Source organism: Nesterenkonia suensis (assembly GCF_054782935.1).
Map to the genome: position 1 here is coordinate 503,699 of NZ_BAAGRN010000009.1, position 26,812 is coordinate 530,510.

At 69.8% G+C, this 26,812-nt stretch carries 24 protein-coding genes and 1 tRNA gene; 16 read left to right on the top strand and 9 right to left on the bottom strand.

The genetic code is table 11. The annotated features are described in order from the left end of the window. The first annotated feature begins 100 nt into the window (after window positions 1-100). Together ACYVKI_RS11325 and ACYVKI_RS11330 are read left to right on the top strand one after the other, a co-directional pair. The gene (locus ACYVKI_RS11325) at window positions 101-1,483 is read left to right on the top strand and encodes an NAD(P)/FAD-dependent oxidoreductase (protein ID WP_460690449.1); all 1,383 of its coding nucleotides are present in this window, start codon (window positions 101-103) and stop codon (window positions 1,481-1,483) included. A gap of 137 nt (window positions 1,484-1,620) precedes the next feature. Then, a tRNA-Leu gene (locus ACYVKI_RS11330) sits at window positions 1,621-1,694 on the top strand. An 81-nt stretch (window positions 1,695-1,775) separates the two neighbouring features. Here ACYVKI_RS11330 and ACYVKI_RS11335 read toward each other — a convergent pair. After that, window positions 1,776-2,807 carry a LacI family DNA-binding transcriptional regulator gene (locus ACYVKI_RS11335; RefSeq protein WP_460690450.1) on the bottom strand — a complete coding sequence of 344 codons (1,032 nt, stop codon included), beginning with the start codon at window positions 2,805-2,807 and terminating at the stop codon, window positions 1,776-1,778. Window positions 2,808-3,024: 217 nt separating this feature from the next. On the opposite strand from ACYVKI_RS11335, the gene ACYVKI_RS11340 reads away from it, so the two are divergent. The 6 genes from ACYVKI_RS11340 to ACYVKI_RS11365 all read left to right on the top strand — a co-directional run bounded on the left by ACYVKI_RS11340 (window position 3,025) and on the right by ACYVKI_RS11365 (window position 9,831). After that, on the top strand, window positions 3,025-4,161 hold the full coding sequence (locus ACYVKI_RS11340) for a Gfo/Idh/MocA family protein (protein ID WP_460690451.1): 1,137 nt from the start codon (window positions 3,025-3,027) through the stop codon (window positions 4,159-4,161). Then, window positions 4,158-5,108, top strand: coding sequence for a DUF6807 domain-containing protein (locus ACYVKI_RS11345; protein WP_460690452.1), 951 nt, complete (start codon window positions 4,158-4,160; stop codon window positions 5,106-5,108). The genes ACYVKI_RS11340 and ACYVKI_RS11345 overlap by 4 nt, the downstream gene beginning before the upstream one ends. Next, the gene (locus ACYVKI_RS11350) at window positions 5,105-5,890 is read left to right on the top strand and encodes a cupin domain-containing protein (RefSeq protein ID WP_460690453.1); all 786 of its coding nucleotides are present in this window, start codon (window positions 5,105-5,107) and stop codon (window positions 5,888-5,890) included. The genes ACYVKI_RS11345 and ACYVKI_RS11350 overlap by 4 nt, the downstream gene beginning before the upstream one ends. 10 nt (window positions 5,891-5,900) lie before the next feature. Further along, entirely contained in the window at window positions 5,901-7,220 is a 1,320-nt protein-coding gene (locus tag ACYVKI_RS11355) for an ABC transporter substrate-binding protein (RefSeq protein WP_460690454.1), read from the top strand. Window positions 7,221-7,470: 250 nt separating this feature from the next. Next, window positions 7,471-8,778, top strand: a complete 1,308-nt coding sequence (locus ACYVKI_RS11360) for an ABC transporter substrate-binding protein (protein ID WP_460690455.1) — start codon at window positions 7,471-7,473, stop codon at window positions 8,776-8,778. Between the two features lie 66 nt (window positions 8,779-8,844). Beyond that, window positions 8,845-9,831, top strand: a complete 987-nt coding sequence (locus ACYVKI_RS11365; RefSeq protein WP_460690456.1) for a BadF/BadG/BcrA/BcrD ATPase family protein — start codon at window positions 8,845-8,847, stop codon at window positions 9,829-9,831. Window positions 9,832-9,869: 38 nt separating this feature from the next. Here ACYVKI_RS11365 and ACYVKI_RS11370 read toward each other — a convergent pair whose 3' ends face one another. Both ACYVKI_RS11370 and ACYVKI_RS11375 read right to left on the bottom strand, forming a co-directional pair. Next, a complete protein-coding gene (locus ACYVKI_RS11370; protein WP_460690457.1) occupies window positions 9,870-10,535 on the bottom strand; it encodes an energy-coupling factor transporter transmembrane component T family protein in 666 nt (221 codons plus the stop codon). Next, a complete protein-coding gene (locus ACYVKI_RS11375) occupies window positions 10,532-11,185 on the bottom strand; it encodes a biotin transporter BioY (protein WP_460690458.1) in 654 nt (217 codons plus the stop codon). Before ACYVKI_RS11375 ends, ACYVKI_RS11370 begins: the two co-directional genes overlap by 4 nt. Window positions 11,186-11,556: 371 nt before the next feature. Here ACYVKI_RS11375 and ACYVKI_RS11380 point away from each other — a divergent pair, with 371 nt between their 5' ends. The 4 genes from ACYVKI_RS11380 to ACYVKI_RS11395 all read left to right on the top strand — a co-directional run bounded on the left by ACYVKI_RS11380 (window position 11,557) and on the right by ACYVKI_RS11395 (window position 15,893). Further along, window positions 11,557-12,474 (top strand): Bax inhibitor-1/YccA family protein, encoded by a 918-nt coding sequence (locus tag ACYVKI_RS11380; RefSeq protein ID WP_460690459.1) that lies wholly within the window; start codon window positions 11,557-11,559, stop codon window positions 12,472-12,474. 164 nt (window positions 12,475-12,638) lie between these two features. Then, window positions 12,639-14,162 (top strand): AI-2E family transporter, encoded by a 1,524-nt coding sequence (locus tag ACYVKI_RS11385; RefSeq protein ID WP_460690460.1) that lies wholly within the window; start codon window positions 12,639-12,641, stop codon window positions 14,160-14,162. 12 nt (window positions 14,163-14,174) lie between these two features. Next, window positions 14,175-15,542: a threonine ammonia-lyase gene (ilvA, locus tag ACYVKI_RS11390; protein WP_460690461.1), complete on the top strand. Its 1,368-nt coding sequence runs from the start codon at window positions 14,175-14,177 to the stop codon at window positions 15,540-15,542. 12 nt (window positions 15,543-15,554) lie between these two features. Next, window positions 15,555-15,893, top strand: coding sequence for a hypothetical protein (locus ACYVKI_RS11395; protein ID WP_460690462.1), 339 nt, complete (start codon window positions 15,555-15,557; stop codon window positions 15,891-15,893). A gap of 17 nt (window positions 15,894-15,910) precedes the next feature. Here ACYVKI_RS11395 and greA read toward each other — a convergent pair whose 3' ends face one another. From greA to ACYVKI_RS11415, 4 genes are all read right to left on the bottom strand, one after another. Beyond that, window positions 15,911-16,414: a transcription elongation factor GreA gene (gene greA / locus ACYVKI_RS11400; protein ID WP_460690463.1), complete on the bottom strand. Its 504-nt coding sequence runs from the start codon at window positions 16,412-16,414 to the stop codon at window positions 15,911-15,913. 284 nt (window positions 16,415-16,698) lie between these two features. Next, window positions 16,699-17,499, bottom strand: coding sequence for an ABC transporter permease (locus ACYVKI_RS11405; protein WP_460690464.1), 801 nt, complete (start codon window positions 17,497-17,499; stop codon window positions 16,699-16,701). 7 nt (window positions 17,500-17,506) lie between these two features. Further along, complete coding sequence (modA, locus tag ACYVKI_RS11410; RefSeq protein WP_460690465.1) at window positions 17,507-18,346, bottom strand: molybdate ABC transporter substrate-binding protein; 840 nt, start codon at window positions 18,344-18,346, stop codon at window positions 17,507-17,509. Continuing rightward, window positions 18,346-18,765: a DUF4307 domain-containing protein gene (locus ACYVKI_RS11415; RefSeq protein ID WP_460690466.1), complete on the bottom strand. Its 420-nt coding sequence runs from the start codon at window positions 18,763-18,765 to the stop codon at window positions 18,346-18,348. Before ACYVKI_RS11415 ends, modA begins: the two co-directional genes overlap by 1 nt. 293 nt (window positions 18,766-19,058) lie before the next feature. Between ACYVKI_RS11415 and mca the strand changes: the two genes are divergently transcribed. From mca to ACYVKI_RS11430, 3 genes are all read left to right on the top strand, one after another. Continuing rightward, window positions 19,059-19,943, top strand: a complete 885-nt coding sequence (mca, locus tag ACYVKI_RS11420) for a mycothiol conjugate amidase Mca (RefSeq protein ID WP_460690533.1) — start codon at window positions 19,059-19,061, stop codon at window positions 19,941-19,943. Window positions 19,944-20,029: 86 nt separating this feature from the next. Further along, a complete protein-coding gene (locus ACYVKI_RS11425) occupies window positions 20,030-20,419 on the top strand; it encodes a hypothetical protein (RefSeq protein WP_460690467.1) in 390 nt (129 codons plus the stop codon). A 50-nt stretch (window positions 20,420-20,469) separates the two neighbouring features. Beyond that, a complete protein-coding gene (locus ACYVKI_RS11430; protein WP_460690468.1) occupies window positions 20,470-22,569 on the top strand; it encodes a S9 family peptidase in 2,100 nt (699 codons plus the stop codon). A gap of 105 nt (window positions 22,570-22,674) precedes the next feature. On the opposite strand, the gene ACYVKI_RS11435 is transcribed toward ACYVKI_RS11430, so the two are convergent. Continuing rightward, window positions 22,675-23,625: an endonuclease domain-containing protein gene (locus tag ACYVKI_RS11435; RefSeq protein ID WP_460690469.1), complete on the bottom strand. Its 951-nt coding sequence runs from the start codon at window positions 23,623-23,625 to the stop codon at window positions 22,675-22,677. Between the two features lie 253 nt (window positions 23,626-23,878). Here ACYVKI_RS11435 and ACYVKI_RS11440 point away from each other — a divergent pair, with 253 nt between their 5' ends. Further along, entirely contained in the window at window positions 23,879-26,050 is a 2,172-nt protein-coding gene (locus tag ACYVKI_RS11440; protein ID WP_460690470.1) for a thioredoxin domain-containing protein, read from the top strand. Here the strand turns inward: ACYVKI_RS11440 and trhA are convergent. Beyond that, window positions 26,028-26,792 carry a PAQR family membrane homeostasis protein TrhA gene (trhA, locus tag ACYVKI_RS11445; protein ID WP_460690471.1) on the bottom strand — a complete coding sequence of 255 codons (765 nt, stop codon included), beginning with the start codon at window positions 26,790-26,792 and terminating at the stop codon, window positions 26,028-26,030. The two genes, ACYVKI_RS11440 and trhA, sit on opposite strands and share 23 nt — an antisense overlap. Between the last annotated feature and the right edge of the window lie 20 nt (window positions 26,793-26,812).

A 26,812-nucleotide genomic window follows, 5' to 3' on the forward strand; every position in this document is an offset into this window, starting at 1 on the left:
AGCGTGGCGGTGGGACGGGCCGAGCATTCGGCACCGGCCCGCCGCCGCTGTTGTGTGCAGTTCACGTTCCCCCTCAGCACCAAGCGCTAGGATGGCATTCATGGCAATCTCGCAGAAGCTCTCAGAGAAACCGCGCATTCTGATCGTCGGCGGTGGCTATGTCGGCCTCACCGTGGCCCAGAAGCTCCAGAAGAAGGTCAAGGCTGAGGGTGGTGTGGTGACCCTGGTCGACCCGCTGCCTTACATGACCTACCAGCCGTTCCTTCCGGAGGTCGTCGGTGGGCACATCGAGGCTCGCCACGCTGTGGTCTCCCACCGCAAGCACCTGCGGGACACCGAAGTCATCACCGGACATGTCACCGCGGTGGACCACTCCGCCCGCGCCGCGAGCGTGGAGCTCGATGACGGCGAGAGCCTGGAGATCCCGTACCAGGACATCATCATGGCCGCCGGGGCGACGACTCGCACCTTCCCGATCGAGGGCCTGGCCGAGGAGGGCATCGGGCTGAAGACGATCGAGGAGGCGCTGACCCTGCGCAACCAGATCCTCGATCGCATCGAGGCGGCCTCCACCATGACCGACGAGAAGGCCAAGGCCCGCGCCCTGACCTTCACTGTGGTCGGTGGCGGCTTCGCCGGCATCGAGTGCATCGCGGAGATGGAGGACATCATCCGCGCGGCCGTGTCCGTGAACCCGCGGCTGAGCCAGTCGGACGTGCGGATCGTGCTCGTCGAGGCGATGGGTCGCATCATGCCCGAGGTCTCCGAGGACCAGGCCGTCGGCGTGGTCGAGCATCTGCGCGGCCGCGGCATCGAGGTGCTGCTGAACACCTCTCTGGGCTCCGCCGTGGACGGCGAGCTGCAGCTGATCAACATGGCGGACAAGTCCGAGGCCGATCGTTTCGAGTCCGACACTCTGGTCTGGACCGCCGGGGTGGCCGCCAATGCGGTCGCCCGCCGCTCCAGCTTCCCGGTCGATGAGCGCGGCCGGATCACCGCCTCGGCCACGCTGCAGATCGTCGACGAGGGAGGCAGCCCGATCGAGGGCGCCTGGACCGCCGGTGACGTCGCCGCCGTGCCGGATCTCACCGGCGCCGGTCCGGGCGGCTTCTGCGTGCCCAACGCCCAGCACGCGCTGCGCCAGTCCAAGCAACTGGTGAAGAACCTGCTCGCCGCGCGTTTCGGTGAGGGGAAGATCAGCGAGTACAAGCACGACTCACTGGGTGCGGTCGCCGGGCTGGGCCTGTTCAAGGGCGTGGGCAACCCGATGGGCGTCAAGCTCAAGGGCTTCCCGGCCTGGATGGCCCACCGTGGCTACCACGGCATGGCGATCCCCACCGTGGAGCGCAAAGTGCGGGTGGCCAGCAACTGGCTCAACGAGTTCGTCTTCGGTCGCGACATCACCCCGCTGCGTGACCTGGAGACCCCGCGACGTCAGTTCGAGGAGGCGGCGACCCCCGCCAAGAAGAAGGCTGACGCCTGATCGTGACGACGGCGCCCTCACGGGTGTCCTGACCTGACGGCGAGAGACTTAGACGCGAGACTCATAGACGACGACGGCGAGCCGCTGCCGGAGACCTAAGATGGTCCTGGCGGTCGGCTCGCCGTCGTCGTGCATGCGCCCCCATAGCCCAATCGGCAGAGGCAGCTGACTTAAAATCAGCACAGTCTGGGTTCGAGTCCCAGTGGGGGCACCTTCAGCTCCATCATCTGCTCCACCGTCTGTTCCACCATCGACCGGGCGACATGCCGGGTTCTGGGGTCCGCGCTGCCGCTCACTGCTGCGGGGCCGGGCCGGTGGACTCGCGCAGCACCACGCGGTTCGGCTCCGGGACGTCCTCGGGCGGCTGGTGCCCCCGGACCAGGGCGATGAGCCGCTGCATGGCGTGGCGGCCGCGTCCTGCGCGATCCACGGTCACCGTGGAGAGTGACGGGGTGGCGTATCGGCCGAGGTCGATGTCGTCCCAGCCGACCACGCTGAGCGCTTGGGGCACAGACCATCCGCGCTCCTGGGCGGCTCGGATCGCTCCCATGGCGACGAAGTCATTGGCGGCGATCACCGCGGTGACTCCGCTGGTGGGCGGCAGGGAGCGGATCGCCTCGTAGCCGACGGCGGGGGACCAGTCGCCGCCGACCACGCCGTGGGACTCCAGGCCCAGGTCTGCGAGGGTCTGCTCGTAGACCTCGCGCCGGGCGCGTGCCGAGGCCCATTCCCCCGGTCCCTGGATGTGCAGAAACCGGCGATGTCCGTGCTCGGCGAGGCTGGTGATGATCTCGCGCAGTGCCGAGGCGTCGGCCAGGGTGCCCAGGCCGCGCAGCTGGTCGTCGAACTGTTCGACGATGGTCAGGGCCCCGGAGGAGGGGGTCTTCGGCTGGTCCTCCATGCCGGGGAGTCCCACGAGGGAGAGCACGCCTTCGACACGGCCGGAGCCCATCAGTTCACGGGCCCGGTCGCTCCGGTCGTCTGCGGAGCCTTCCACGACGGCGATCTCCATGGAGTATCCGGCCTGGTGGGCGGTCTCTGCGGCGGCGGCGAGCATCGGGGTGGGCATCTGGGTGACCGGGGAGGGGAGCAGCGCGGTGAGGACTCCGGTCTGTCGGGTGCGCATGGAGCGGGCGATCATGTTCGGCCGATAGTCGAGCTCCTGGATCGCGGCCTCCACGCGGGAGATGGTCTCTGGGCGGAAGGGGCCCATGTCGCGCAGATAGCGCGAGACGGTCTGGTGGGACACTCCGGCGCGTCGGGCCACCTCGTGGATGGTCGCGGCGCGCGCGGGCTTCGCCTCGGATGCGGGGTCGGGCGCCACGTGGTTCACCTCGTGTCAGGTCGGGCAGGTCAGTCGGGCAGGTCAGTCGGGCAGGTCAGTCGGGCAGGTCAGTCGGGCAGGTCGGGCAGGTCAGTCGGGCAGGTCAGGGTGTTGACAGCATAACGACCGGCTCCCTACGCTCGTGTGCATCACATCACTGTGATCGATCACATCACGATGATGGCCGTCATCCCGCCTGACCCCGAGGAGCACATCTATGACCGCCGCAACCACCCGCGTCCGCGCCGCCGTCGTCGGCGCCGGAGGCATCGCCGCCGGGGCGCACCTGCCCACCCTGAAGGCCCACGCGGATCGTGTGGCGGTGGTCGCCATCGCCGATGTCGACGCCGATCGCGTCGCCGCCGTCGCCGAGGAGTGGGGAATCCCGGGCCGCTACGGCGATGTCGACGCCATGCTGGAGGCGGAACGTCCCGACCTGCTGGTGCTGTGCACCCCACCGGTGGCGCACAAGGACGGTGTCATCAAGGGTCTGAAGGCCGGCGCGTGGGTGTGGTGCGAGAAGCCCCCGGTGCTCACCCTGGCCGAGTACGACGACGTGGCGGCCTGCGAGGGCGAGAACGGCCCCTTCGCCTCCTACGTCTTCCAGCACCGCTTCGGCTCCGGGGCCCAGCAGCTCAAGCAGCAGGTCCGGGACCACACCCTCGGGCGCCCGCTGGTCGCGGTCTGCCACACCCTCTGGTACCGCACCCACGGCTACTACGAGGTGCCGTGGCGCGGCAAGTGGGCCACCGAGGGCGGCGGGCCGGCCATGGGACACGGCATCCACCAGATGGACCTGCTCTTCGAGATCCTCGGCGACTGGACCGAGGTCACGGCCGTCGCGGACGCCCTGGACCGTGACGTCGAGACCGAGGACGTCTCGATGGCCACAGTGCGCTTCGCCAACGGCGCCATGGCCTCGGTGGTGAACTCCGTGCTCTCTCCTCGGGAGGTCTCCTACCTGCGCTTCGACTTCCAGGACGCCACTGTGGAGGTGGAGCACCTCTACGGGTATGACAACAGCTCCTGGACCTGGACCCCGGCGCCGCACCGGACGGCGGAAGGCTCGGCAGCAGGATGGGTGCCGCAGGAGGACGTTCCGTCCTCACACACACAGCAGCTCTCCGAGCTGCTGGACGCGATGGCCGCAGGAGTGCGGCCCCGCGCCTCGGGTGACGACGGACGCCGGGTCCTGGAGTTCATCGCCGCGCTCTATGAATCTGCCGAGACGGGCCGGACCGTCCGGCGGGCGGAGATGCGCCCCGAGGGCACCTACTACTCCGCCATGCATGACCCCTCGTTCGTCTACGGCAGCGCGGAGAACACCGCTGTCAGCAAGGAGACCGTCCAGTGACCAGCACCGCCGTGACCACAGGTTTCGACGTCCGCACCGCGCAGGACGCCATCGCCGTCGACGCCGCGGGCACCGAGATCCTGCGCTACGTGATCCACCCGGACTCGCCGAAGGAGGAGGCCCCGAAGCCGTATCTGTTCCCGCTGCGCTTCACCGACGGCGCCGAGGCGGCGGTGCGCCGCCCCTGGGACCACCGCTGGCACACCGGCCTGCAGTTCACCTGGTCCCATGTGGCGGACCAGAACTTCTGGGGCGGCCCCACCTTCTCCGCGGAGACGGGGTACCAGATGCGGGACAACCTCGGCACGATGAAGCACACCGGCTTCGCCGTGGAACCCTCCGCCGGTGAGGACGTCGTCTTCGACGAGACCCTGGAGTGGATCACCTCCCGCGGGGAGCACTGGTTCGACGAGCACCGCATCCAGCGGGTCCACTCGCTGGACGTCGACCGCTTCGGCCCCGGCCGGGGGGTGTGGGCCATCGACCTCACCACCGAGCTGACCAACGTCAGCGGCCGCACGCTGCCCATGGGGAGCCCGACGACGGCGGGCCGGCCCCACGCCGGCTACACCGGCTGGTTCTGGCGCGGTCCGCGCTCCTGGACCGGCTGCGACGTCGTGAACTCCGCCGGCGCCGCAGGCGAGGAGAACACCATGGGCGCCCCGGCGGACTGGGTCGCCTTCTCCTCCGAGCATGACGAGCTCGACGGCGGCGGCACGGTGATGGCCTTCGCCGGAACCTCCGAGTCCCAGGAGGCCGAGCTTCCGCCCATCAAGTGGTTCACCCGCACGGGCATCTTCACAGTCACCAGCCCCTCGCCGGCCTTCGACCAGGAGATCCACCTGCCGGCTGGGGGACGGCTGCGCCTGCACCACCGCTTCGTGTTCATCGCGACGGTCTGCAGCGGGGAGGAGCTGACGGCGCTGGGGGAGGAGTTCGCGCTGTGAGCGGCCCCCAGGAGAACCCCGCCCGTCCCACGCGCTCCCTGCCGCGGTTCCCCGGCGGAACCTCGGTGAGCGACCTGTGCGTCTACGACTGGGACACCGCCGATGGCCTGCATGGCGGGACCCCGCACCTGCACACGGTGTCCACTGAGGCCTATGTGGTCACCGCCGGCCGCGGCGCAGTGCACACCCTCAGCGCCGACGGTGCGGCGCAGGATCCGCTGGAGAAGGGGTCCCTGCTGTGGTTCACCCCCGGCACCGTGCACCGGCTGGTCAACCACGCAGGGTTGGAGCTGGCGGTGATCATGCAGAACGCCGGACTCCCGGAGGCTGGAGATGCGGTGATGACCTTCCCGGACGAGATCCTCGCCGACCCGGATCGCTATCACCAGGCGGTGGTCCTGCCGGAGGGCGACGAGACGGCCCGGGCCGAGGCGGCGAGGGCGCGCCGAGACCTGGCGATCGAGGGCTACCGCCAGCTGCTCGCCGCCGTCGAGCAGGACGGGACGGCGGCCCTGCGGCGCCTGCATGAGCGCGCGGCGGCGCTGGTGCGTCCCCGCATCGAGCACTGGCGCGAGATCTGGGCCGCGACCGTGGAGGCCGAGACCGAGCGTACGCGAGCCCAGCTGGAGGCGCTCGCCGACGGCGACGCCTCCCACCTGCAGGACGCTTCCGTGATCCGCGGCGAACCCCGACCCGGACCTCGGCTGTTCGGCATGTGCGGCCGTCTCCAGACCTGGAGGGCCCCGGAGACCAGGCCGGACCAGAGAGATCCCCAAGGATGAGGAGCCCCGCATGAATGCCACACCGCAGCCCAGGAGCGACGCGCGCACGACGGCTCGCCCGAGACGTCGGTCGTCAGCAGGGGCTGGACTTGCGATCCTCGGACTCCTTGTCACCGCCTGCGGAGGCGGCGGAGGCGACGAGTCCGATGGGGGAGTGGAGCTGCGCTTCACCTGGTGGGGAGGGGACACTCGTCAGGCCTACACGCGCGACATCATCGATGCTTTCGAGGAGCAGCACCCTCACATCACGGTTCGGCCGGAGTTTGAGGCCTGGGAGGGATACTGGGACTCACTGGCCACTCAATCTGCCGCGCGAGACACCCCGGACGTGATGCAGATGGATCTGATGTACATCCGCGAGTACCTCGAGAACGGCCTGCTGCTGGCGCTCGAGGATGTCGACACCTCGGCGTTCACCGAGGAGCTCCTGAGCACGGGCGCTCACGAGGGCACGCTCTACGGCATGCCGGTGGGGTCCACCTCCTTCACCCTGGTGGCCAATCCTGAGATCTTCGCCGAGGCGGGTCTGGACCTGCCCGATGACGAGACCTGGACCTGGGAGGACTGGGCGTCTCTGTCCCAGGAGATCTCCGAGAACACCGAGGCCTTCGGCCAGACGCGGCCGTTCGGCGATGCGGGGTTCGAGATCTGGCTCCGGCAGCATCACGGAGTCAGCATGATCGACGCGTCCGGAGAGCTCGCCTGGGACCCGGGGGAGGCGGCCGGATACTTCGAGATGCTCGACGAGGCTCGAGGCCGTGAGGCGGTGGCGCCGGCGTCCCAGATCTCCGAAGACCGGACAGCAGGCCTCGAACAGACCGCCATCGCCACGGGCGGGTCAGCCATGGACGCGTGGTGGGACACCCAGATCGTCGCGTTGTCCGGCGGCGCTGAGGACATCGAGCTGGTTCCGCTGCGATTCCCGAGTGAGGCCGGGCGCGCCGACGAGGCGGAGATCTTCTACAAGGCCTCCATGTTCTACTCCGTCTCCTCCGGAACTGAGTATCCGGAGGAGGCGCAGCTCTTCGTGGACTTCCTGGTGAACAGTGAGGAGGCTGGACGTCTCCAGCTGATCGAGCGCGGGATTCCGGGCAACGAGGACATCCGAGACCTGATCCGGGACGAGCTGTCAGAGACGGAAGCACGAGTCCTGCAGTACAACGAGGAATTGGAGGATGTGGTCGCCGAGTCCCCGCCGCTGCCGCCGGAAGGCTACGGAGCCGTCCAGGAGATCATCTGGAGGTACGAAGACGAATTCCTCTTCGATCGCGTCACCGCTGATGAGGCCGCCGAGCGCATGCACCGTGAGATCGAGGCCGCGATTCGCTGAGTCAGCACTCGTCAGCCAGCGCTTCGACCGTTCGGCATGTGCGGCCGGCTGAGAGCCTGGAGGCGACATGTAAATACAGAAAAGTGCCCCGGTGAACGAGCTCTTAGGAATTCCTTCATGGGAGCACTTTTCTGTGCTCAAGTGGCGCGCCAAGGTGCCTCTCTAGGTATTGTATTTCCTTGCAACAAAGGTAGAGTGTGTGGCGGATCATATGCCGACCCGGCATGGCGTCGATGATGAGGAGAAGCCGATGAGCACTGCACTGACCTCCCCGCACACCCGACGAGCCACATGGCGCGGCAGGCACTGGCTGCGAGCAGGCGCCGGTTTGGCGATCGTCGGCCTCGCCGCGACGGCCTGCGGCGAAGGAGGCGATGACGGCGACGTCAGCCTGACCTTCAGCTGGTGGGGCGGCGACGTCCGGCATCAGTACACCCAAGAGATCATCGACCTCTTCGAGGAGGAGCACCCGCACATCACCATCGACCATCGCTACGGCGAGTGGGATGGCTACTGGGATCAGCTCGCCACCCAGACCGCGGCCGGAGACACGCCGGACATCATCCAGATGGATCTGGTCTACCTGCGCGAGTACATCGAGTCCGGGATCCTGCTGCCGCTGGAGGACATCGACACCAGCGAGTTCACCGATGAGCTGATGAGCACCGGAACTCTCGACGGAGAGCTCTACGCCATGCCGGTGGGGCAGACCGCGCTGACCTACGCAGTCAACCCGGGGCTGATCGAGGAGGCCGGGGAGCAGATGCCCGATGGCACCACGTGGACCTGGGATGAGCTGAAGGACATGACGGCCGCGATCTCAGAGAACACCGACGGCTATGGGCTGGCGACCTTCTTCGACTCGGGCGGTCTGGAGCTGTGGTTGCGGCAGACCTCCGGTGAGAGCATGGTCGACGATGACGGCCAGCTCTCCTGGGATGCGGATCAGGCAGTCGGCTACTTCGAGATGCTCGGAGAGTTCCAGGAGGTCGGCGCGCTGCCGTCGGCCGCCGAGATGGCCGAGCAGCATGGCATCGCGCGGGAACAGACGCTCATCGCCACCGGCGAAGCGGCCGTGGCGCCGGTCTGGGATGCCATGCTGGTGGCGATGGCCGGTGACGGTGGGGCGGAGCTGGAGCCGTTGATGGTGCCCAGCCTCACCGGTGATGCCTCCGCGGCCGGCATGTACTACAAGGCCTCCATGTTCTATTCGGTGGCCGCAGGGACGGAGCACCCCGAGGAGGCGCAGCTTTTCGTGGACTTCCTGGTCAACGACGAGCGCGCCGGGCAGCTGCAGAAGATCGAACGGGGCATCCCGGGCAATGAGACCATCCGCGACCAGGTCCGCGAGGACCTCAGCGAGGTGGAGGCTCTGGTGGTCGAGTACTCCGAGAGTGTGGAGGAGGCCGTCGCCGAGGCGCCGCCGATGCCGCCGGAGGGCTATGGGGCGGTCCAGGACATCGTCATCCGCTATCTCGACGAGTTCTTCTTCGGTCGACTCAGCGCAGAGGAGGCGGCCGAAGGGATGCACGCCGAGATCGAGGACGCCTTGGGCTGAGCGGCTGTCGGCGAGCGGACTCGTGTGCCATAGGATGACGGGATCTCAGCCATCCTCGGAGGAACAGTGACTCTCACGCGTGCGGAGCCCGCGTCCGGCGACGGGAATCAGCTCGCGCTGGACGCCGGGCAGACGGCCACGAAGGTGCGCATCCGTCGGCCCGGCGTTCCACCGGAGTCCCTGGAGATGGCCGGCGTGCAGACCCACCGGCCGCTGCTGCCTCAGCTGCGGGACATCATCCGCGCTCTCGGCCACGCCGGGCTGAGGGGTGGTGATGGTCGGGCCGCCGTCGCCGTCGGCGTCTCCGGGCTGACCGCTCCAGACGCCGATGCCGCCGACCTTCTCCGGCTCCTGGACGGTTCCGACACGACCGATGCGCACATCGGCTCCGTGCGGCTCGCCCATGATTCGGTCACCGGGTACCTCGGAGCACTGGGGGCCGTGCGCGGTGTGGTGGTGGCCGCGGGGACGGGAGTGGTCACCCTCGGAGTAGGTGCGCGGTCAGTGGCTCGCGTGGACGGCTGGGGGCACCTGATGGGCGACGCCGGCAGTGCCTACTGGGTGGGACGGGCCGCCCTGGAGGCGGTGATGCGAGCCCATGACGGGAGGGGGCCGGCCACTGCCCTCCGTGATGTGGTCCAGGCGCGCTGGCCTGAGCTGGAGGATGCCTACGTCCAGCTGCAGCGAGACCCCGCGGCGGTCAGTGTGGTCGGCTCCTTCGCGCGGGCTGTCGGCGAGTTGGCTGACTCCGACGAGGTGGCCCGTCGGATCACCGTCGACGCCGCCGCGGAGCTGGCGCACTCCGCCTCCACGGCCCTGCGCCGGGTGGGAGAGGATGGCGCTGACGCGCGGCCCCAGGTCGCCGCCGTGGGCGGGACGTTCCGCTCCGCGGCGCTGAGGCGCCAGTTCCGCCGCCGCCTCGCTCAGGACGTGCCTGAGGCGCGGTTCCGTGAGGCGGGCGGGGAAGGCGTCGACGGCGCCGTCGCCCTGCTGGGTCTGGCCGAGGAGCACCCGCTCCACCGGCTGGTCTCCGTCGCGTCACGGCAGGTCTGAGATGTCGGTGACGTGGAGGCGTCGGTGACGGGGAGGCGTCAGCGCACCCCGCGGGCGGCCAGCGCCTCGGCGGTCTCCTCGGCATGGCGCAGGGACATCACCAGCAGCGGCATCACCAACGCCTTCGGGGTGACACGTCGGCCGCGGGCGGCCAGCGCCTCGCGGATCTGGGAGGAGAAGGCCAGGATCACCGGCACCGAGCGGATCGTCAGGGACAGCGCCAGGGAGATCCGCGAGGTGTCGACGCCGAACCGTCGCAGCGGTGCCAGGGCCCGGTCGAAGGCCGCCATGATGTCAGTGGTGCGGGTGGTCAGGGTGAACAGCCCGGCCACCATGATCACGGCCACGACGCGCGAGACGTTCAGCGCCGTGGTCTGGGGGTCGAGGAAGATCAGCTGCGGCACGGTCAGGATGACCAGGATCCAGCGCAGCCCCCACAGGCGCCGCAGCAGGCCGGCGGGCCCGACTCCGGCGGCGGCGTGTCCGCACAGCACCAGCACCCAGGCGCCCAGCACGACCCACAGGTTCTCGCGCTGCAGGGAGACGGCCAGGGCGATGAGGAACACCAGCAGGAATTTGGTGCCCACTGACGCCCGATGCAGGGGGGAAGTGCCGGGGCGATGCAGCGGCATGATCGCTGCGGCCGCCCCCTGGCCGCCGACGGTCGCCCGCGGTGCTCGGCGCCGCACTGTGGCGGTGATCATCGGCGGCGGGCCCAGGTGAAGGGGGCCGGGTAGGCCTTCACCAGCGCCTGGGTGATCCCGACGGCGATCACGGCCTTGGCGACGTCGCCGGGCAGGAAGCCCGCACTGGCCGCCGTCGCCTGGGTCAGCGTGAGGCCGAGCTGGAAGGCCATCACGGGGATGCCGCAGGCATAGACCACCACGATGCCGCCGAGCACGACGCCGAGACCTGTCCGCCACCAGGCCAGCGGCCACCGCCACTGGGTGAGCAGGCCGATCACGAAGGCCGCGGGGATCCAGCTCAGGGCGAAGCCGGCCGTCGGGCCGGCGTAGACGCCGAGGCCACCGGAGCCATGGGAGAGCAGCGGCAGGCCGGCGGCCACCAGGGCGTGCAGCAGCAGCATGGATCCGGCGCCGCGCCACGGGCCGAGGATCGCGCCGGCGAGCATGACGCCGAGGGTCTGCAGGGTGATCGGGACTCCGCCGATCAGCGGGATCGCGAAGGGCTGGCCCAGCACGGCGACCAGAGCGGCGAACATCGCCATCTGCGCGACGCCGCGCACCGAGGCGCTGGCCGGGCCCGCCACCAGGGGCTCCGAGGGACGGGCCTGTCCGGGGGTGGTGGAGCTCTCCGGCGGTGCGGGGGTCTGCGGGTCGGGACGCGCGGTCATCGGAAGCTCCTGATCTCTGGCAGGCGGTGAGCCTGTGTTGAACGGCGTTCAAACGGGTCTGCCGCCCTACTGTAGGACGGCTTCGCGCCGCGCGCCAACAGGCCGGCATGGCACCGGTAGTAGCACCGGCGGCGGCACCGGCGGCGGCCACGCGCTTCAGCTCTGCGCGGACGGTCCTGTCACCGGGCGGCTCACCAGGGGGTATGCGGCGCACATCACGCCGTGTTCCCGGTAGACTGTTCCCAAGGTGCGTCAGCGTTGCACCCCTGCCTCGGCGGGCGCCGGTCCGCCGTAGGGCCGTCCGTCGACGGTCGAGCAGGAGCTGCGCATTCGACAGAGCCACGAGCCCCGATAGGAGTGCGGCCCACGACATGTCCAACCCGATCTTCAACTCGCAGGCGTTCCCCTCGCAGTTCAAGGAGCGCGAGCGCCGTCGTTTCTACATGAGCGACCAGGGCACCGTCACCGAGCAGCCCCGGGCCCAGCATCCCGGCGCCGGACCGACCTACGCCCAGCAGCACGGCATGCCCGGTCAGCAGACCCCGGGCGCCGATCAGCTGCACCAGATGTACGGCCAGCCCTCGCCCACCGGCGAGGACCTGGGCCGGATGACCTACGACGAGGTCATCCGCAGGACCCTGATCAGCTTCGTCGTGGTGCTAATCGGTGCCGGAGTCTCCGTCACCGTCGGCGCCGCGTCCCCGGCCCTGGCCAGCGGCCTGATGATCCTGGGTGTGCTGGGCGGATTCGCCCTGGGCATGGTCAACGCCTTCAAGCGTGAGCCCAACCCAGCGCTGATCCTCGCCTACAGCGCGTTCCAGGGACTCTTCCTGGGCGGCATCTCGATGTTCCTGGAGTGGCAGTTCCCCGGCATCGTGCTGCAGGCGGTGATGGGCACGGCGATCGTCTTCGCCTCGGTGCTGGTGCTGTTCCGTTCCGGGAAGGTGCGCGCCACCCCGAAGCTGAACAAGATGTTCATGGTCGCCGGCCTGGCCTACCTGGTGTTCTGCCTGCTCAACTTCGGACTGATGATGTTCGGCGGGACCTCCTCGATGTTCGGCCTGCGCACCGAGTTCAGCCCGTGGATCGGTTTGGCCATCGGTGCCCTGGCCATTCTGCTGGCCACCTACTCGCTGGTGCTGGACTTCACCAACATCCAGGAGGGCGTGGAGGCCGGCGTCGCCCGCAAGTATGCCTGGGCGGCCGCCTTCGGCCTGACCGTGAGCCTGGTGTGGCTCTACATCGAGATCCTGCGCATCATCGCCATCATCCGGTCGATGGCGGATTGACGACGCAGTCTCGGCGAGGCCGCATCCCGGTGCGGCACGCATGACACCGCGACGGGTCCGCCGCGCGCCTGCCAGGTGCGCAGCGGACCCGTCGTCGTCTGGGGACGTCTCATAGACTGAACCGACGCACACTGATCCTTCGAGTCCAGGAGAGCTGTGTCACCATGGAGCGCATGAACGCTGAGCAGGACCGCGCCGGCGGCCGAGAAGGTGCCGTCGAGGACGGGCACGGCCGGCAGCAGCCGGTCGCGGTGCCTGCGGGCGCGCATGCGGCGGCCTCGCCCGCCGACGGCGCCTCGGAGCAGCAGTCCGCACCCTCGGCCCGCACACCCGGTGCCGAGGATGACGGCGCCACCGACATCCGCTTCGAGCACGAGCGACTGGCCGGGCTCACCGACGCCGAGCGGATCCAGGAGGACATCCCCTGGGGCGTGCGGATCGCCGCCGCCTGGTCGTGGCGTGTGCTGCTCATCCTGGCGTTCACCGGGGTGTTGCTGTGGCTGCTCAGCTACGTCTCGCTGCTGATCATCCCGTTGCTGGTGGCCGCGCTCCTGGCGACCCTGCTGCGCCCGGTCCATGACTTCCTCCGCAAGCTGCGCTTCCCGCGGATCCTGGCGGCGATCACCACGATCCTGCTGCTGATCGCCTTCGTCCTGGGGCTGCTCTTCCAGGTGGGCCAGGAGATCGTCGCCGGCTTCGCCGAGATGGCCGACCAGGTCCGCACCGGGGTGATGGAGCTCGTCGCCGCCGCCGAAGGGATCGGCCGGGACCTGGGCATCTCCATCTCGGCCGAGGAGTTCGACCAGTGGGTCGCCGAGGTCACCCAGTGGGTGCAGGACAACTCCGAATCGATCCTCGGCGGGGCGATGTCCATCGGCTCCACCGCCGGGAACCTGGCCGTCGGCCTCATTCTGGCGCTGTTCACCCTCATCTTCTTCCTCTCCGACGGTCGCCGCATCTGGGACTTCTCGGTGAACTTCGTCCCGCGGAAGTTCCGTCCCGCCATCCACGGAGCCGGCCGTCGGGGATGGACTTCGCTGGGCACCTATGTGCGGGTGCAGGTCTTCGTGGCCGCCGTCGACGCCGTCGGCATCGGCATCGGTGCCGCGCTGCTCGGCGTGCCGCTGGCCCTGCCGGTGGCCGTGCTGGTCTTCCTCGGCTCCTTCATCCCGATCATCGGTGCCGTGGTCACCGGCGCGATCGCCGTGCTGCTGGCGCTGGTGGCCAACGGGTTGGTCAACGCCCTGCTGATGCTCGGGGTGGTGCTGCTGGTCCAGCAGATCGAGTCCAACGTGCTGCAGCCCATCGTGATGGGCAAGGCCGTGAAGCTGCACCCGCTGGCCGTGGTGCTCGCGGTGACCGCCGGTACCACCCTGCTGGGCATCGTCGGAGCGCTCTTCGCCGTGCCGGTGCTGGCCTTCATCAACCGCTCGGTGCGCTACATCGTGAAGGAGGAGTGGCGCCATGACGACGAAGCCGTCGCCATGGAACGGGAGCAGCAGGAGGAGGAGCTGCGCCGGGTCGCCGCCCGGCGTGAGATCGAGGCGCAGGAGCAGGAGACCCAGGCCGGCATCAAACGGCGCTTCCTGGAGACCATGCCGGGGCTGGACCCGGATAAGCCCGCGTTCCCCCGACGCGGTGCGCGCCCGGTGAAGAACGGCGCCGGCACCACCAAGGATGAGGACTGACACAGGCCCCAGATGACTCCCATCGAACAGATCCAGCGCCAGAGCACCCGTCAGAGCCAGAACCCGATGCCGAGCCCGGACGGTTCGGCGGCAGGAGGAGACCCCATCTCGGAGCACCGCACCCGGCAGCAGCTGCCCGGCCGACACCTCAGCGTGCAGCTGGAAGACATCCGTGCCGCCCGGGAGCTCCTCGACGGTGTCATCGTCCCCACGGCGATGGAGCATTCCCGCGCCCTGGGCCGAATGATGGACGCCACCGTCCACCTCAAATGCGAGAATCTCCAGCGTGCCGGCTCCTTCAAGGTCCGCGGCGCCTATGTGCGCATGGCCCGGCTCTCCGCCGAGGAGAAGGAACGCGGCGTCGTCGCCGCCTCCGCCGGAAACCACGCTCAGGGTGTGGCGCTGGCGGCCAAGAAGCTCGGCATCCGCGCGACGATCTATATGCCCCGCGGGGTGGCGCTGCCGAAGCTGGCCGCCACCCGGGACCACGGGGCCGAGGTGATCCTGCACGGCTCCAATGTGGACGAAGCGCTCACCGAGGCGCAGAACTACGCCGCCGAGTCGGGGGCGGTGTTCATCCACCCGTTCAACAACACCGATGTCGTCGCGGGCCAGGGCACCATCGGCCTGGAGATCCTGGAACAGGTCCCCGACGTCGACACCGTCATCATGGGCATCGGCGGCGGCGGTCTGCTGGCCGGCAACGCGGTGGCCATCAAGCAGGAGGCCGCCCGGCAGGGCCGCGAGGTGCGCATCATCGGGGTGCAGGCCGAGAACGCCGCCGCCTATCCGCCGTCGTTGGCCGCCGACGCGCTGGTGCCCATCAAGGGTGTGCGCACCATCGCCGACGGCATCGCTGTCGGCCGGCCCGGCAACATCCCTTTCGAGATCATCAAGGACCTCGTCGACGACGTCGTCACCGTCAGCGAGGACGCCATCGCCCAGGCGCTGATCTTCCTCATGGAGCGCTCCAAGATGGTGGTGGAACCGGCCGGCGCGGTCGGCGTCGCCGCCCTGATGGAAGGCCGGCTCGCCGGGTTGGGCATCGAGCCGAAGTCCATCGTGGCGCTGCTCTCCGGCGGCAACATCGACCCGATGCTGATGCTGAAGGTCATCCAGCGCGGCCTCTCCGCCGCCAACCGCTTCCTCACTGTGAAGCTCATGCTCAAGGACCGGCCCGGCGAGCTGGCCATGATCTCGCGGATCATCGCCGAGACCGACGCCAACGTCACCGGAGTGGACCACACCCGCATCGGCGGGGCGCTGTCCATGGGGGACGTCTCCATCGTGATCAACATGGAGACCAAGGGGGAGGAGCACTCCGCCCTGGTGCTCAACAGCCTCCGTGCCGAGGGCTACGAGCCGATCGTGATGAACTGAGGACGTGTCCCGATGACCACTGTGCAGGAGGACGCCGAAGTGCCGCAGGCGGCAGGCGCACCAGAGGCAGCCGGAGCTGATGGGGCGTGGGCCGATCTGATCGGGCTGGCCGCCATCGGTCTGATGTGGGCGCTGAGCCTCGCCGCTCTGGCGGGGCTCGCCTGGCTGCTGGGCCGCTGGATGCGCAACCGCGAGGAGAGACGGAAGCGCCCCGCCGCACTGGGCGACGGGGCTGCACAGGAGACGTCGCGGCAGAGGACCTCGGCGCGGACCTCCTGGCGCACGCGCCGGAGCATCCGCCGGGGCCGCCGACGCCAGGACAACGCCAGCGACCTCGACGGCTGGGTCTGAGCTGCTGGGTCTGAGCCTCAGCCGGTGAAGGGCTCTGCGGAGTGGATCTCCACCGGGATCTCCTTGCCGTTGGGCGCCGGGTAGGACAGCTTGTCCCCAGCCTTGGCCCCGTTGATGGCCTCGCCGATAGGGGAGCTGGCCGAGTAGACCTGTAGGTCCGAGTCCCCGGCGATCTCCCGGTTGCCGAACAGGAAACGCATCTCGTTGCCGGCGATCGTCGCGGTGACGACCATGCCGGGGGTGACCGTGCCGTCACTGGTGGGGGCATCGCCCACATAGGCGTTCTCGAGCAGGTCGGTGAGGTACCGGATGCGCGCCTCGGCCTTGCCCTGCTCCTCCTTGGCGGCGTGATAGCCGCCGTTCTCCTTCAGGTCGCCCTCTTCACGGGCGGCCTCGATACGGTCGACGATCTCCTGCCGCCCGGGGCCGCTGAGGTGCTCCAGCTCAGACTTGAGCCGGTCATAGGCCTCCTGGGTCAGCCACTGGGCGTTCTCGTCGGTCTGCTGAGCGTGCGTCGCCACTGTTGTTCTCCTCGGGTCTGAAGAGGAACCTCTCAGCGGAGCCGGCGGCCCGCCGAGACATCAGACGGCATCGCCCCCTGTGACGGGAGACGTCCCGTCAAGGCTGCGATGCCGTGAGGTTCCTCGTCGTACATGCAAAGACCCCGCCTGAGGACGTACGCCCCGGACCTTGATCCCGGTCGCTCCCCGGCGGGGTGGTTCTGCGTTTCCACAATCGTAGTGGTGACACGGCAGAACCTCAACGATGAAGGCCTCCCCCGGCGCCGTATGCTGCGGCCCATCCCTCAGCGCAGCGGCGTGAACAGCCGCCGTCCCGGCCCGTAGACCAGTCCGACGACGACCAGCGCGACCGCGATCATCACCACGGCCAGCGCCGAGGCCGCCTCGGGATCGGATTGCTGGAGCAGGTAGACCTCCACGGGTGCGGTCCGGGTGCTCCCGGCCGCCGAGCCGGCGAAGGCCAGCGTCGCGCCGAACTCTCCCAGACACCGGGCGAAGCACAGCACAGTGCCGGCCACCAGGCCCGGTCGGATCAGCGGCAGGACCACCCACCACAGGGAGGCGGCGGGGCCGGCCCCCATCGTGGCGGCGGCCTCCTCGTACTCGCGATCCAGGGAGGAGACCACCGACTCCACCGAGAGCACCATGAACGGCATCGCCACGAAGGCCTGGGCCAGCACCACCGCGATCCAGGTGAAAGTGACGTGCACGCCCAGCGCGGCCAACGGCTGCCCCAGCAGACCCATCCGGCCGAACGCCGCCAGCAGTGCGACACCGGCCACCACCGGCGGCAGGACCAGAGGCAGCAGCACCAGCGGGCGGGCCCAGCGCAGCACCGGTGCGCGTCCGCGGGCCAACAGCACTCCCAGCGGGACCCCGCAGAGCAGGCACAGCACTGTGGCCGTCGTCGCCGTCTGGAAGCTCAGCAGCAGCGCACCCCGCGTGGTGGGGGAGGAGAGCAGCTCCGGCACGGCGAGCAGATCCGCCTGCAGCAGCAGCGCCAGCAGCGGGAGGGTCAGCAGCACCGCACCGGCCACAGCCGGCAGCCACAGGAACCCGGGAAGACGGTCGAGACGGCGAGCCATGGAGGGCTCAGTCGAGGGAGGAGGCTTCGGCGGCCGGCGGGGGCAGGAAGCCGGCCTCCTCGAACGCGGAGCGCCCGGCCTCGCCCGCCAGCAGGGTCAGCAGCTGCTCGGCCGACTCACGGTCCTCCGGCGCCGCGGTGATGCCCGCCCAGATCTGGGTGTCGTTGTGCGGGAAGTCCGGGATCTCGAAGATCTGCACCTCGTCGCCGGCGGCCTGGGCATCGGTGACATAGGTGAAGCCGGCGTCGACCTCACCCATCCGGACCTTCGTCATCACCGAGGCGACCGAGGTCTCCTCGGTGTCGGCGGCGACGTCCACACCGAGCTCGTCCTCCATGGTGGCGGTGAGCTCGCCGCAGGGGACCTCAACGGCGCAGACGGCGGTGAGCAGCTCCTCGGCGTGGGCGATGAAGTCGTCGAAGCTGTCGACGCCGCCGGGGTTCTCGGCGGGGACCACCAGGGCGAGTCGGTTGGTGGCCATTGGGAAGGCGTCCTGGCTCACATGCCCGTCCTCGACCAAGTCGTTCATGTGGGTGCGGGAAGCGGTGATGACGACGTCGGCCGGCCGGCCCGCCCGGAGCTGGGACACCACTGTGGAGGTCCCGGCATACTCGGCCGCCAGGGTCAGCCCGGCGCCGCGGCTCTGCAGGTCCTGCTCGACGCGCTGCAGCGCCGGCTCCACCGACGCCGCGGCCAGCACCACCACTTCGGCGTCCGGGCTCGGGGTGGAGTCGGGGTCCGGGGAGTCGGTGGCACAGGCGGTGAGGACGAAGGCGGCCACGAAGCACACCAGCAGTGCCAGGGCGATCACACCGCGCATCCGGTACATCAGGGAGTCGGGTCCCATCAGTCCAGCTCCCAGCAGGAGTCCACGATCCCGGTGACTCCGCGGTATTCGGTGCGCAGGTCGGTGCGGTAGTACTGGCTGCGGTCCGCCGGGCTGGTTCCCTCATGCGGGCCGATGGTCACCGTCTTGGCGCCGACGACGGCGTAGGAGTCGTCGAGGACCTGCACCATGCACTGCACCGTGACGTCGAAGTCCTTGGTGACCTCGTAGTCCACCGAGGCGGAGGTGTCCGAATGGATGACGTAGCCGACGTCCTTCGATGTCATCTGTCCCACGGTGTTGCCGACGGTGAAGTACACCGCCAGGGCGAGCGCGGCGATGAGCGCCCCCACCACCAGCCACAGGCGGGTCCTGGGGGCCAGGGAGCGTCTCGGGGTGCCGTAGCGCTCGGCCAGGCTGTGGGGGGCGGAGTGACTCATCGGGATTATTCTAGTGCGTCAGGAGGTTCTGATGCGTCGAGGGACCATGATGAGGGCCCTGGTCTCCCGACGGAGTCGCGCTGAGCCGCAGGCCCTCACCCGCCCACCGTCCACCCGCCCACCGTCCATCCGCCCACCATCCACGGAGATCCCCTGTGACCCCGACCCCAGACCACCCGGCCGAGACCCTCTCCGCCTCGACACCGGTGATCCGCAAGGACGCCGCATCGGTCCGCCCTCCGCGCGGGTTCCGTGACACCGTCGACCCTCATGCGGAGGAGCACCGTGAGCAGGTGCCGCCCTCGCGGAGGCTGCGGCTGCTGGCCGTGCACGCCCACCCCGACGACGAGTCCTCCAAAGGTGCGGCGATGATGGCCGCCTATGTCGATGCCGGCGCGGAGGTCATGGTGGCCACGGCCACCGGCGGGGAGCGCGGGGATCTGCTGAACCCTGCGGCGGGGGAGCTGCAGCAGTGTCACCGGGATCTGACCGGGGTGCGCCGGGTGGAGATGCGACAGGCCGCCGAGGCGCTGGGCGTGGAGCATGTCTGGTTGGGCTTCGAGGATTCGGGCCTGCCCGAGGGCGACCCGATGCCGCCTCTGCCGGTGGGCTCCTTCGCGACCTTGCCGCTGGAGCAGGCGGCCTACCCGCTGGTGCGCCTGGTGCGCCGGTTCCGTCCGCACGTGATCATCAGCTATGACGAGTCCGGCGGGTACCCGCACCCGGACCACATCATGTCCCACAAGATCTCGGTGGAGGCCTACCATGCTGCCGGTGACGCCGAGCTCTACCCGGATGCGGGCCAGCCCTGGGAGCCGAAGAAGCTCTACTATGACCGGGCGTTCAACCCTGGCCGGTTCCGGGCGATCCACGAGGCTCTGCTGCAGGCCGGTTATGAGTCCCCCTACGGGGAGCGCCTCGCCCGCTATGACGACGACGGAGGCGTGACCTGGCTGACCAAGCATGAGGTCACCACCCAGGTGCCGGTCGGTGACTACTTGGAGCACCGGGATCGGGCGCTGCGTGCCCACCGCACCCAGGTGGAGCCCGACGGGTTCTTCTTCGCCACGTCGAACGACTTCCTGCGTGAGGTGTGGCCCTATGACGACTATGTGCTCATCGATTCCCGGGTGGAGACCCAGCTGCCCGAGCATGACCTGTTCGCCGGGATCCGCTGACCTGCACCGTGTGCTTTCGTTTTCTACACGGCGTAGACTGGCCCGCAGATAAGTGACAGACTTCGGACCAGAGGCGAGAGGGTCCCGTGCATCCATTCCCAGCACTGACGAACTGGTGGCCCGGTGGGGGCGGCGGTGACGCTCCCGAGCTGCGCCCCGGGTTGGAGGAGTCTGACATCACCCCCGGCATCGAGGGGTTCCTGTTCACCGCGCTGATCGTCGTGCTGCTCATCGTCGTCGTCCGTGATCTGGCCAAGCGCATGCGCCGGATGCAGTACCGCTCGCAGGTGGAGGCCGAGCTGTCCGGGGAGGAGCCTGAGTTCCCCGGAGAGATCGTCCCCGCGGAGATCTCCGAGGCCCAGCGGCATGCCCGCGACGCCGCCGCGGCGGAACGCTTCGGATCTGCCGCGGAAACACCGGGGGCGGAGTCTGCTGAACCCGACGAGGAGCGTCCCGGCGCCGACGCCGCGCGCTGAGCCTCCGCTGTCTTCGGCTGATCGTCGCCGGCATTCCCTAGACTGGCGTCATGTCTGACGCCGCACACTCCACCACGCTTCCCGCGACCCTGCCCTATGGCCAGTGGCCCTCCACCATCACCGCCGAGCAGCTCGCCCTGGGCGGCAACCGGGTCTCCGCGCCCACTCTGGTCGGGGAGCACCTGTGGTGGACCGAAGGTCTGGCCGCGGAGGCCGGACGCCAGGCCATCGTGCGCAGCGCCGCACCGGTGCCGTTGCCGGGCGCAGACTCTGACGGCCCGGCGCCGGTGGAGACCGTCACGGTGCTCCCGGCCCCCTACAACGCCCGCTCGCGCGTGCACGAGTACGGCGGGGCCTCCTGGCTGGCGATCGACGACGGCCGGGACAGCCCGCTCATCCTGTTCGTGAACTTCGCCGACCAGCGCATCCATCGCTTCCGGGAGGGCGAGGACCCCACCCCGCTCAGCCCCATCGGGCAGACCGTGGCCTCCGCGGGAGGTCCGTCGCTGCGCTGGGCCCAGCCGTTGCATGTGCCGCGGCCCGGACAGGGGGACGAGGTCTGGTGGATCTGTGAGGACCACACTCGCGGCTCGGGCATCGAACGGTACATCGCCGCTGTCCCGCTGGACGGCTCCGCCGCCGACGACGCCGCGCTCATCCGGCAGGTGACCCCGGCGTCGCGCTTCGTGGCCCACCCGCGCGTCTCGCCCGACGGCGCGCACCTGGCCTGGATCTGTTGGGAGCACCCGCAGATGCCCTGGGACGGCACCGAGCTGCACGTCGGACGTCTGGAGGCCGGCGTCGTCGTCGAGGACACCGTGGCCGACGGCGACACAGAGACCTCCGTGCTGCAACCCGAATGGCGGGACGCCGAGCGGCTGATTTACCTGTGCGACCGCACCGGATGGTGGAGCCCCTGGTCCCTCACCGTGGGTGCGGACCCGGAGCCGGTGCTGCCGGCGGGGGAGGTCGCGGCCCAGGAGTTCGCCGGGCCGCTGTGGCAGCTCGGCCAGCGGTGGCTGACGCCGCTGGACGCTGACACCGCCCTGGTGGTCCACGGCACCGCGGTCGACCGCCTGGGCGTCCTGGACATCTCCGCCGGCACGGTGACGGATCTGGACCTGCCGCACACCCTCATCGCCGGGGTGGTGTACCGCGCCGACGGGCTGCTCGCCTTCGCCGGGATGTCCCCGGAGGAGTTCCCCGGCGTGCATGCGGGCGTGCTGGTGGGCGGATCTGCGGCGGACGGGGCGGCGCCTGGCAGGCGCGTGGAGGGTCTGCGCACCGTGCGCTCCTCTCGGGACGACGCCCCGGACCCGGGCCTGCTGCCGGTGCCGGAGCCGATCACCGTGACCTCGGAGGAGGGACAGGACATCCACGCGGTGCTGTATCGTCCGCGGAACACGGGGGCGCAGGCACCTTCAGGGGAGCTGCCCCCGTTCATCGCCCAGGTGCACGGCGGGCCGACGGGGCAGGCCGCTGTCGGGCTGTCCCTGGCGATCGCCTACTACACCTCCCGCGGCATCGGCGTGGTGGACATCAACTACGGCGGATCCACCGGCTTCGGGCGCGCGTACCGGGACCGGCTGAAGGGCCAGTGGGGCGTGGTCGACGTCGAGGACACCGCCGAGGTGATGCGCCACCTGGAGCGGGAAGGCATCGCCGACGGCCAACGGCTCGGCATCGAGGGCGGCAGCGCGGGAGGGTGGACCACGCTGGCCTGCCTGACCCGCACCGACGTGTTCGCCGCCGGGGTCTCCAGCTTCGGAGTGGCCGACGCCGTCGCGCTGGCCCAGGACACCCATGACTTCGAGTCCCGCTACCTGGACGGGCTCATCGGCCGGTACCCCGAGGACGAACACATCTATGTGGAGCGGGCGCCGCTGAATCACGTCGACTCGCTGTCCTGCCCGGTGCTGCTGCTCCAGGGCGACGAGGACCCGATCGTGCCGCCCAACCAGGCCGAGATGTTCCGCGACGCGCTCGCGGCCAAGGGCATCCCGCACGCCTATCTGCTCTTCGAGGGCGAACAGCACGGGTTCCGGAAGGCCGAGCACATCATCGCCGCCCAGGAGGCCTCGCTGAGCTTCTACGGGCAGGTGTTCGGTTTCGAGCCTCCGGGGGTGCCGCGCCTGGAGCTCACCCGCTGAGGGTCGGTCGGGGTCTCCCGTCGAGTGGGGAATTTTTCGTGGTGGGAGAGCTGCGTCGCGCTTCGTATCTCGAGTTTCTCCCCGACATATTGCCGCCGTCGGGCCTCACGTTGGCGCACCCCGGGCCCTCAGCGCTCCCCGGACCTGCTGTGCCGCTCGTCTGAATCCATCCCGCAGATCGCTGCGGTCGAACCGCAGCACGAGCCACCCGTCGGCGAAGAACGCATTGTCCCGCACATGATCGGAGCGGTGCTGTTCCGGCGTGTAATGGGTGGCTCCCTCGTACTGGATGGCTATCCGCCACGCGGGATAGCCCAGGTCCGCACGCGGGGAACCGGGGACCTCGGCGGCGGCCGGCACCTGGAGCTGCGGCTCGGGGAGACCCTCCCGGATGAGGGCCAGTCGGAGAAGGGTCTCCGGGGGAGAGTCTGACCCTTCACGGATCCACCGCAGCGCGGCCCTGGCGCGTCGCAGTCCAGGTGTTCCTGAGGCGACGTCGACGATGTCATGCAGCTGGTCACGTCCGGTGTGAGGCAGGCTGCGGCCTTCGTGCCGGAGATACGGGGTGCGCACCAGCTGGTCTCCGAGCACCACCAGCTGCCGGATCGAACAGTCTGCGGCGAGCTCGATCCAGTTCCGGGCCGGTGAGCTCAGCATATGAGCTCCTTCGAGGACGACGTCCTGGTCCCGCACTGCGCACCGGTGTCCGACGACGCCTCGCCTCTGCACCCGCGTGTCGCGGGAGGCATGGCTGCTGAGGTGGACGGCGGTCTCCTGCGCCAGCCGAGGTGGGAGCCACAGGTCTCGCAGTTGGGCCGCCGTCGTATGGGACACCCAGGTTCCGGGGGTGTCTCGGACCAGCGCGGAGGCGGCGATCAGATGGCGGCGATCCGGCGCAGTCTCCTCCACGAGGGTCCGTGTCGCGTAGACCCCCGGCAGCAGCTTCACCACGTCGTGCCGGCGGAGCCTGTCATCGGGGATTCCGAGGGACCGGGCAGTCCTCCGGGTGAAAGCGGAGTGGAGGAGGTCGTCAGGGAGCGGACGTCGTCGGGGCATGCGATGAGTCTGCCGCGACCGGCCGATCACGCGTCGGCGTTTTCCACAGGTTGGGTCAGCGTTGGCTCGGGTGGGGAATTCCTCGAGGTGCAAAGCCCGCACAGGAGCATGGACCTCGAAGAATTCCCCATGCGACGGCTGAAGGTGGGCGTCTGCTCGGGCGGATCGGGAGGATCGGTTGTGGGGATCAGTGGGGGCCGCCCCCGGTGGGCCGCCATCGACGTCACCGCGGAGGCTGCGGGAGACTGGCGGCATGGGACACCGTCTGGCTGAGAGCCCCTCTCTGTACCTGCGTCAGCATGCCGAGAACCCGGTGGACTGGCATCCGTGGGGTCCGGAGCCTTTCGAGGAAGCTCGGCGTCGGGATGTCCCGGTGTTCCTCTCCATCGGTTATGCCGCCTGCCACTGGTGCCATGTGATGGCCGGGGAGTCCTTCGCCGATGAGGAGACCGCGGCGGCGCTGAACTCCCGTTTCGTGGCGGTGAAGGTGGACCGCGAGGAGCATCCGGACGTCGACGACGCCTATATGGCCGCCACCCAGACGCTGACCGGCCAGGGCGGGTGGCCGATGAGCGTGTTCACCCTGCCCGATGGGCGGGTCTTCCATGCCGGCACCTACTTCCCGCCGGTGCGGCGCGGCCGGGTGCCCGCCTTCCGGGAGGTGCTCGACGCCGTCCACACGGCCTGGACGCAGCGGCGTCAGGAGGTGGAGGATTCGGCGGAGAAGATCGCCCAGGCGCTCGGGGCGCAGCGGCGACAGCAGGCGCAGATCGCGCTCAGCCCGCTCGACGTCGGCGAAGAGCCGGACGGGGGCGGTGAGGTGAGCCTCGAGACCGCCTCTGACGCGCGGGTCACGGACGCCCTGGCCGCGCTCGCGGAGGAGGAGGACACCGTGAACGGCGGGTTCGGCGCAGCGCCGAAGTTCCCGCCCTCGCCGCTGCTGGGGTTCCTGCTGGAGGAGTCCTTCTGGCGTCGTCGCGAGACGTCGGCGCCGGATGACCCTGCCGGGGAGCTGGCGGTGCGCACCCTGGAGGCGATGGGCCGCTCCGCCCTGTTCGACCAGCTCGAGGGCGGCTTCGCCCGGTATGCCACCGACCGCGCCTGGATGGTGCCGCATTTCGAGAAGATGCTGGCGGACAACGCCCAGCTGTTGGGGCATCTGGCCCGGCTGAGCGTGCACCCGGCCGCCGCCGCGGCGCAACGGCGCCGTGCCGAGCATCGGGCGCGGGCCACCATCGGGTGGCTGCGTCGCCGCATGGTCACCGCCGAAGGGCTGCTGGCCTCCTCGCTGGACGCGGACACGGTGGATGAGCAGGGGCGTCACGTCGAAGGCGGCACGTACCTGTTCAGCGACGCCGAGATCGTCGACGCCGCCCGTGCTGCCGGGCTGGGCATGGAGCAGTCCCGCCGCCTGGCCACGCTGAGCCGCGGAGCCCCGCCGGAGGGCGGCCATATGGACGTCACCACGGGCCGCACCCTGCACTTCTCCGCCCCGCTGAGTGCGGAGGACCAGCAGGACTGGGAGCTGGTGGCCGCGGAGCTGCTGCGGCGCCGGGACTCCCGCCCCCAGCCGGGTCGGGATGACAAGGTGGTGGCCTCCTGGAACGCGACAGCCGTCCGATCCCTGGCCGAGGCCTCCATGCTGTGGGGCGAGCAGGAGTCGCTGCACTTCGCCGAGGAGCTGGCCGAATCGTTGTGGAGGCTGCATGTCCAGCACGGGGACGGCCAGCACGGTGACAGTGGAGTCTCCGGTGTCGCCCGGGTCTCCTACGGCGGCCGCACCGACGGACGGCCGGGCACGGTGGCGGACCACGCTGAGGTGGCCTCTGCCTGCTTCGCCCTGAGCTCCGCCACCGGCCGTCGGTGGTGGCTGGACCGCGGGGTCGCCGTGCTGCGGGCCACCCTGGCTTCCTTCACCCGTCAGGGGGAGCGCGGCTGGGAGGTGCGGGAGCACCTCGACGACGACGGTCTCCTCACGGCCGCCCAGGCGGGCCCCAGCTTGGCGGGACCGCTCGACGGGCCGGAGCCGAGTGCGGTGGCCTCCCTGGCGGCCGCACTGCAGACCGCGGAGGCCCTGGAGGTGCCGCTGGAGCTGCGGGCCACGGATCTGTTGCACCATCTGGGGTTGGTGGCGGCGAAGGCGCCGACCGTGGCGGGGGCGAGCCTGCTGGTGGCGCGTCGGGCCGCCCGGCGCTCGCCGGCGCTGCGCCTGCTGGCTGCTGAGGCCGAGCAGGCGCGGCAGGTGCGTCGGACGGCGGCGCTGGCCGGGATGCCGGTGGAGCCGGTGGAGCTGCCGGGGGATGCGCCTGTTGGGGAGCTTCAGCTCAGCGTGTGTCTCAACGCGCCCTCGGCGATGGTCTGTCTGCCGCCGGTGGGGACCGTGGAGGAGGCGTTGGAGGAGATCAGCCCAGCAGAGCGAACATGATGGCGATGTAGTGGCAGATGAAGCCGATGAGCGTGCAGGCGTGGAAGAGCTCGTGGAAGCCGAACCACTGCATGGAGATGTTGGGACGCTTCAGCGCGTAGAACACCGCACCGGTGATGTAGGCGGCGCCGCCGGCGCAGATCAGGATCGCGGCGACGAGGTCGGCGGCGAAGAAGTCTCCCAGGAAGACGAGCGCGGCGAGCCCGAGGATCACGTAGACGGGGGTGTAGAGCCAACGCGGCGCGGAGGTCCAGAACAGCCGGAAGGCCACGCCGCCCAGCGCTCCGACCCAGACGCCGATCAGCAGGATGAGGTCCTTGGGCTCGGGCAGCAGCGCCAGGGTCAGGGGCGTGTAGGTCCCGGCGATGATGAGCATGATGTTGGTGTGGTCCAGGCGTTTGAGCAGCAGCTTCGTGCGCGGGGACCAGCGGCCGAGGTGGTAGGTGGCGCTGACGGCGAAGAGCAGCAGCCCGGTGATCGCGTAGACCACGGAGGCCGCGCGCAGTGTGCTGGTGGGGGCCAGGGCGATGACGACGATGCCGGCGGCCAGGGCCAACGGCACCATCCCGGCATGCAGCCAGCCGCGCAGCCGTGGCTTCAGCGCGAGGTCTGAGTCGAAGAGCCGGTCTGCCGGGGCGACGCCGCCGCGGGGCTGGTCGCTGCCGGATCCGTGGGTGCCCGCGGGCCGGTGGTGGTCGTCCATGGTGGTGTGACGCTGGTCGAGGTCGGACTGCGGTGCCATGGATCCAGTCTAATCGGCGC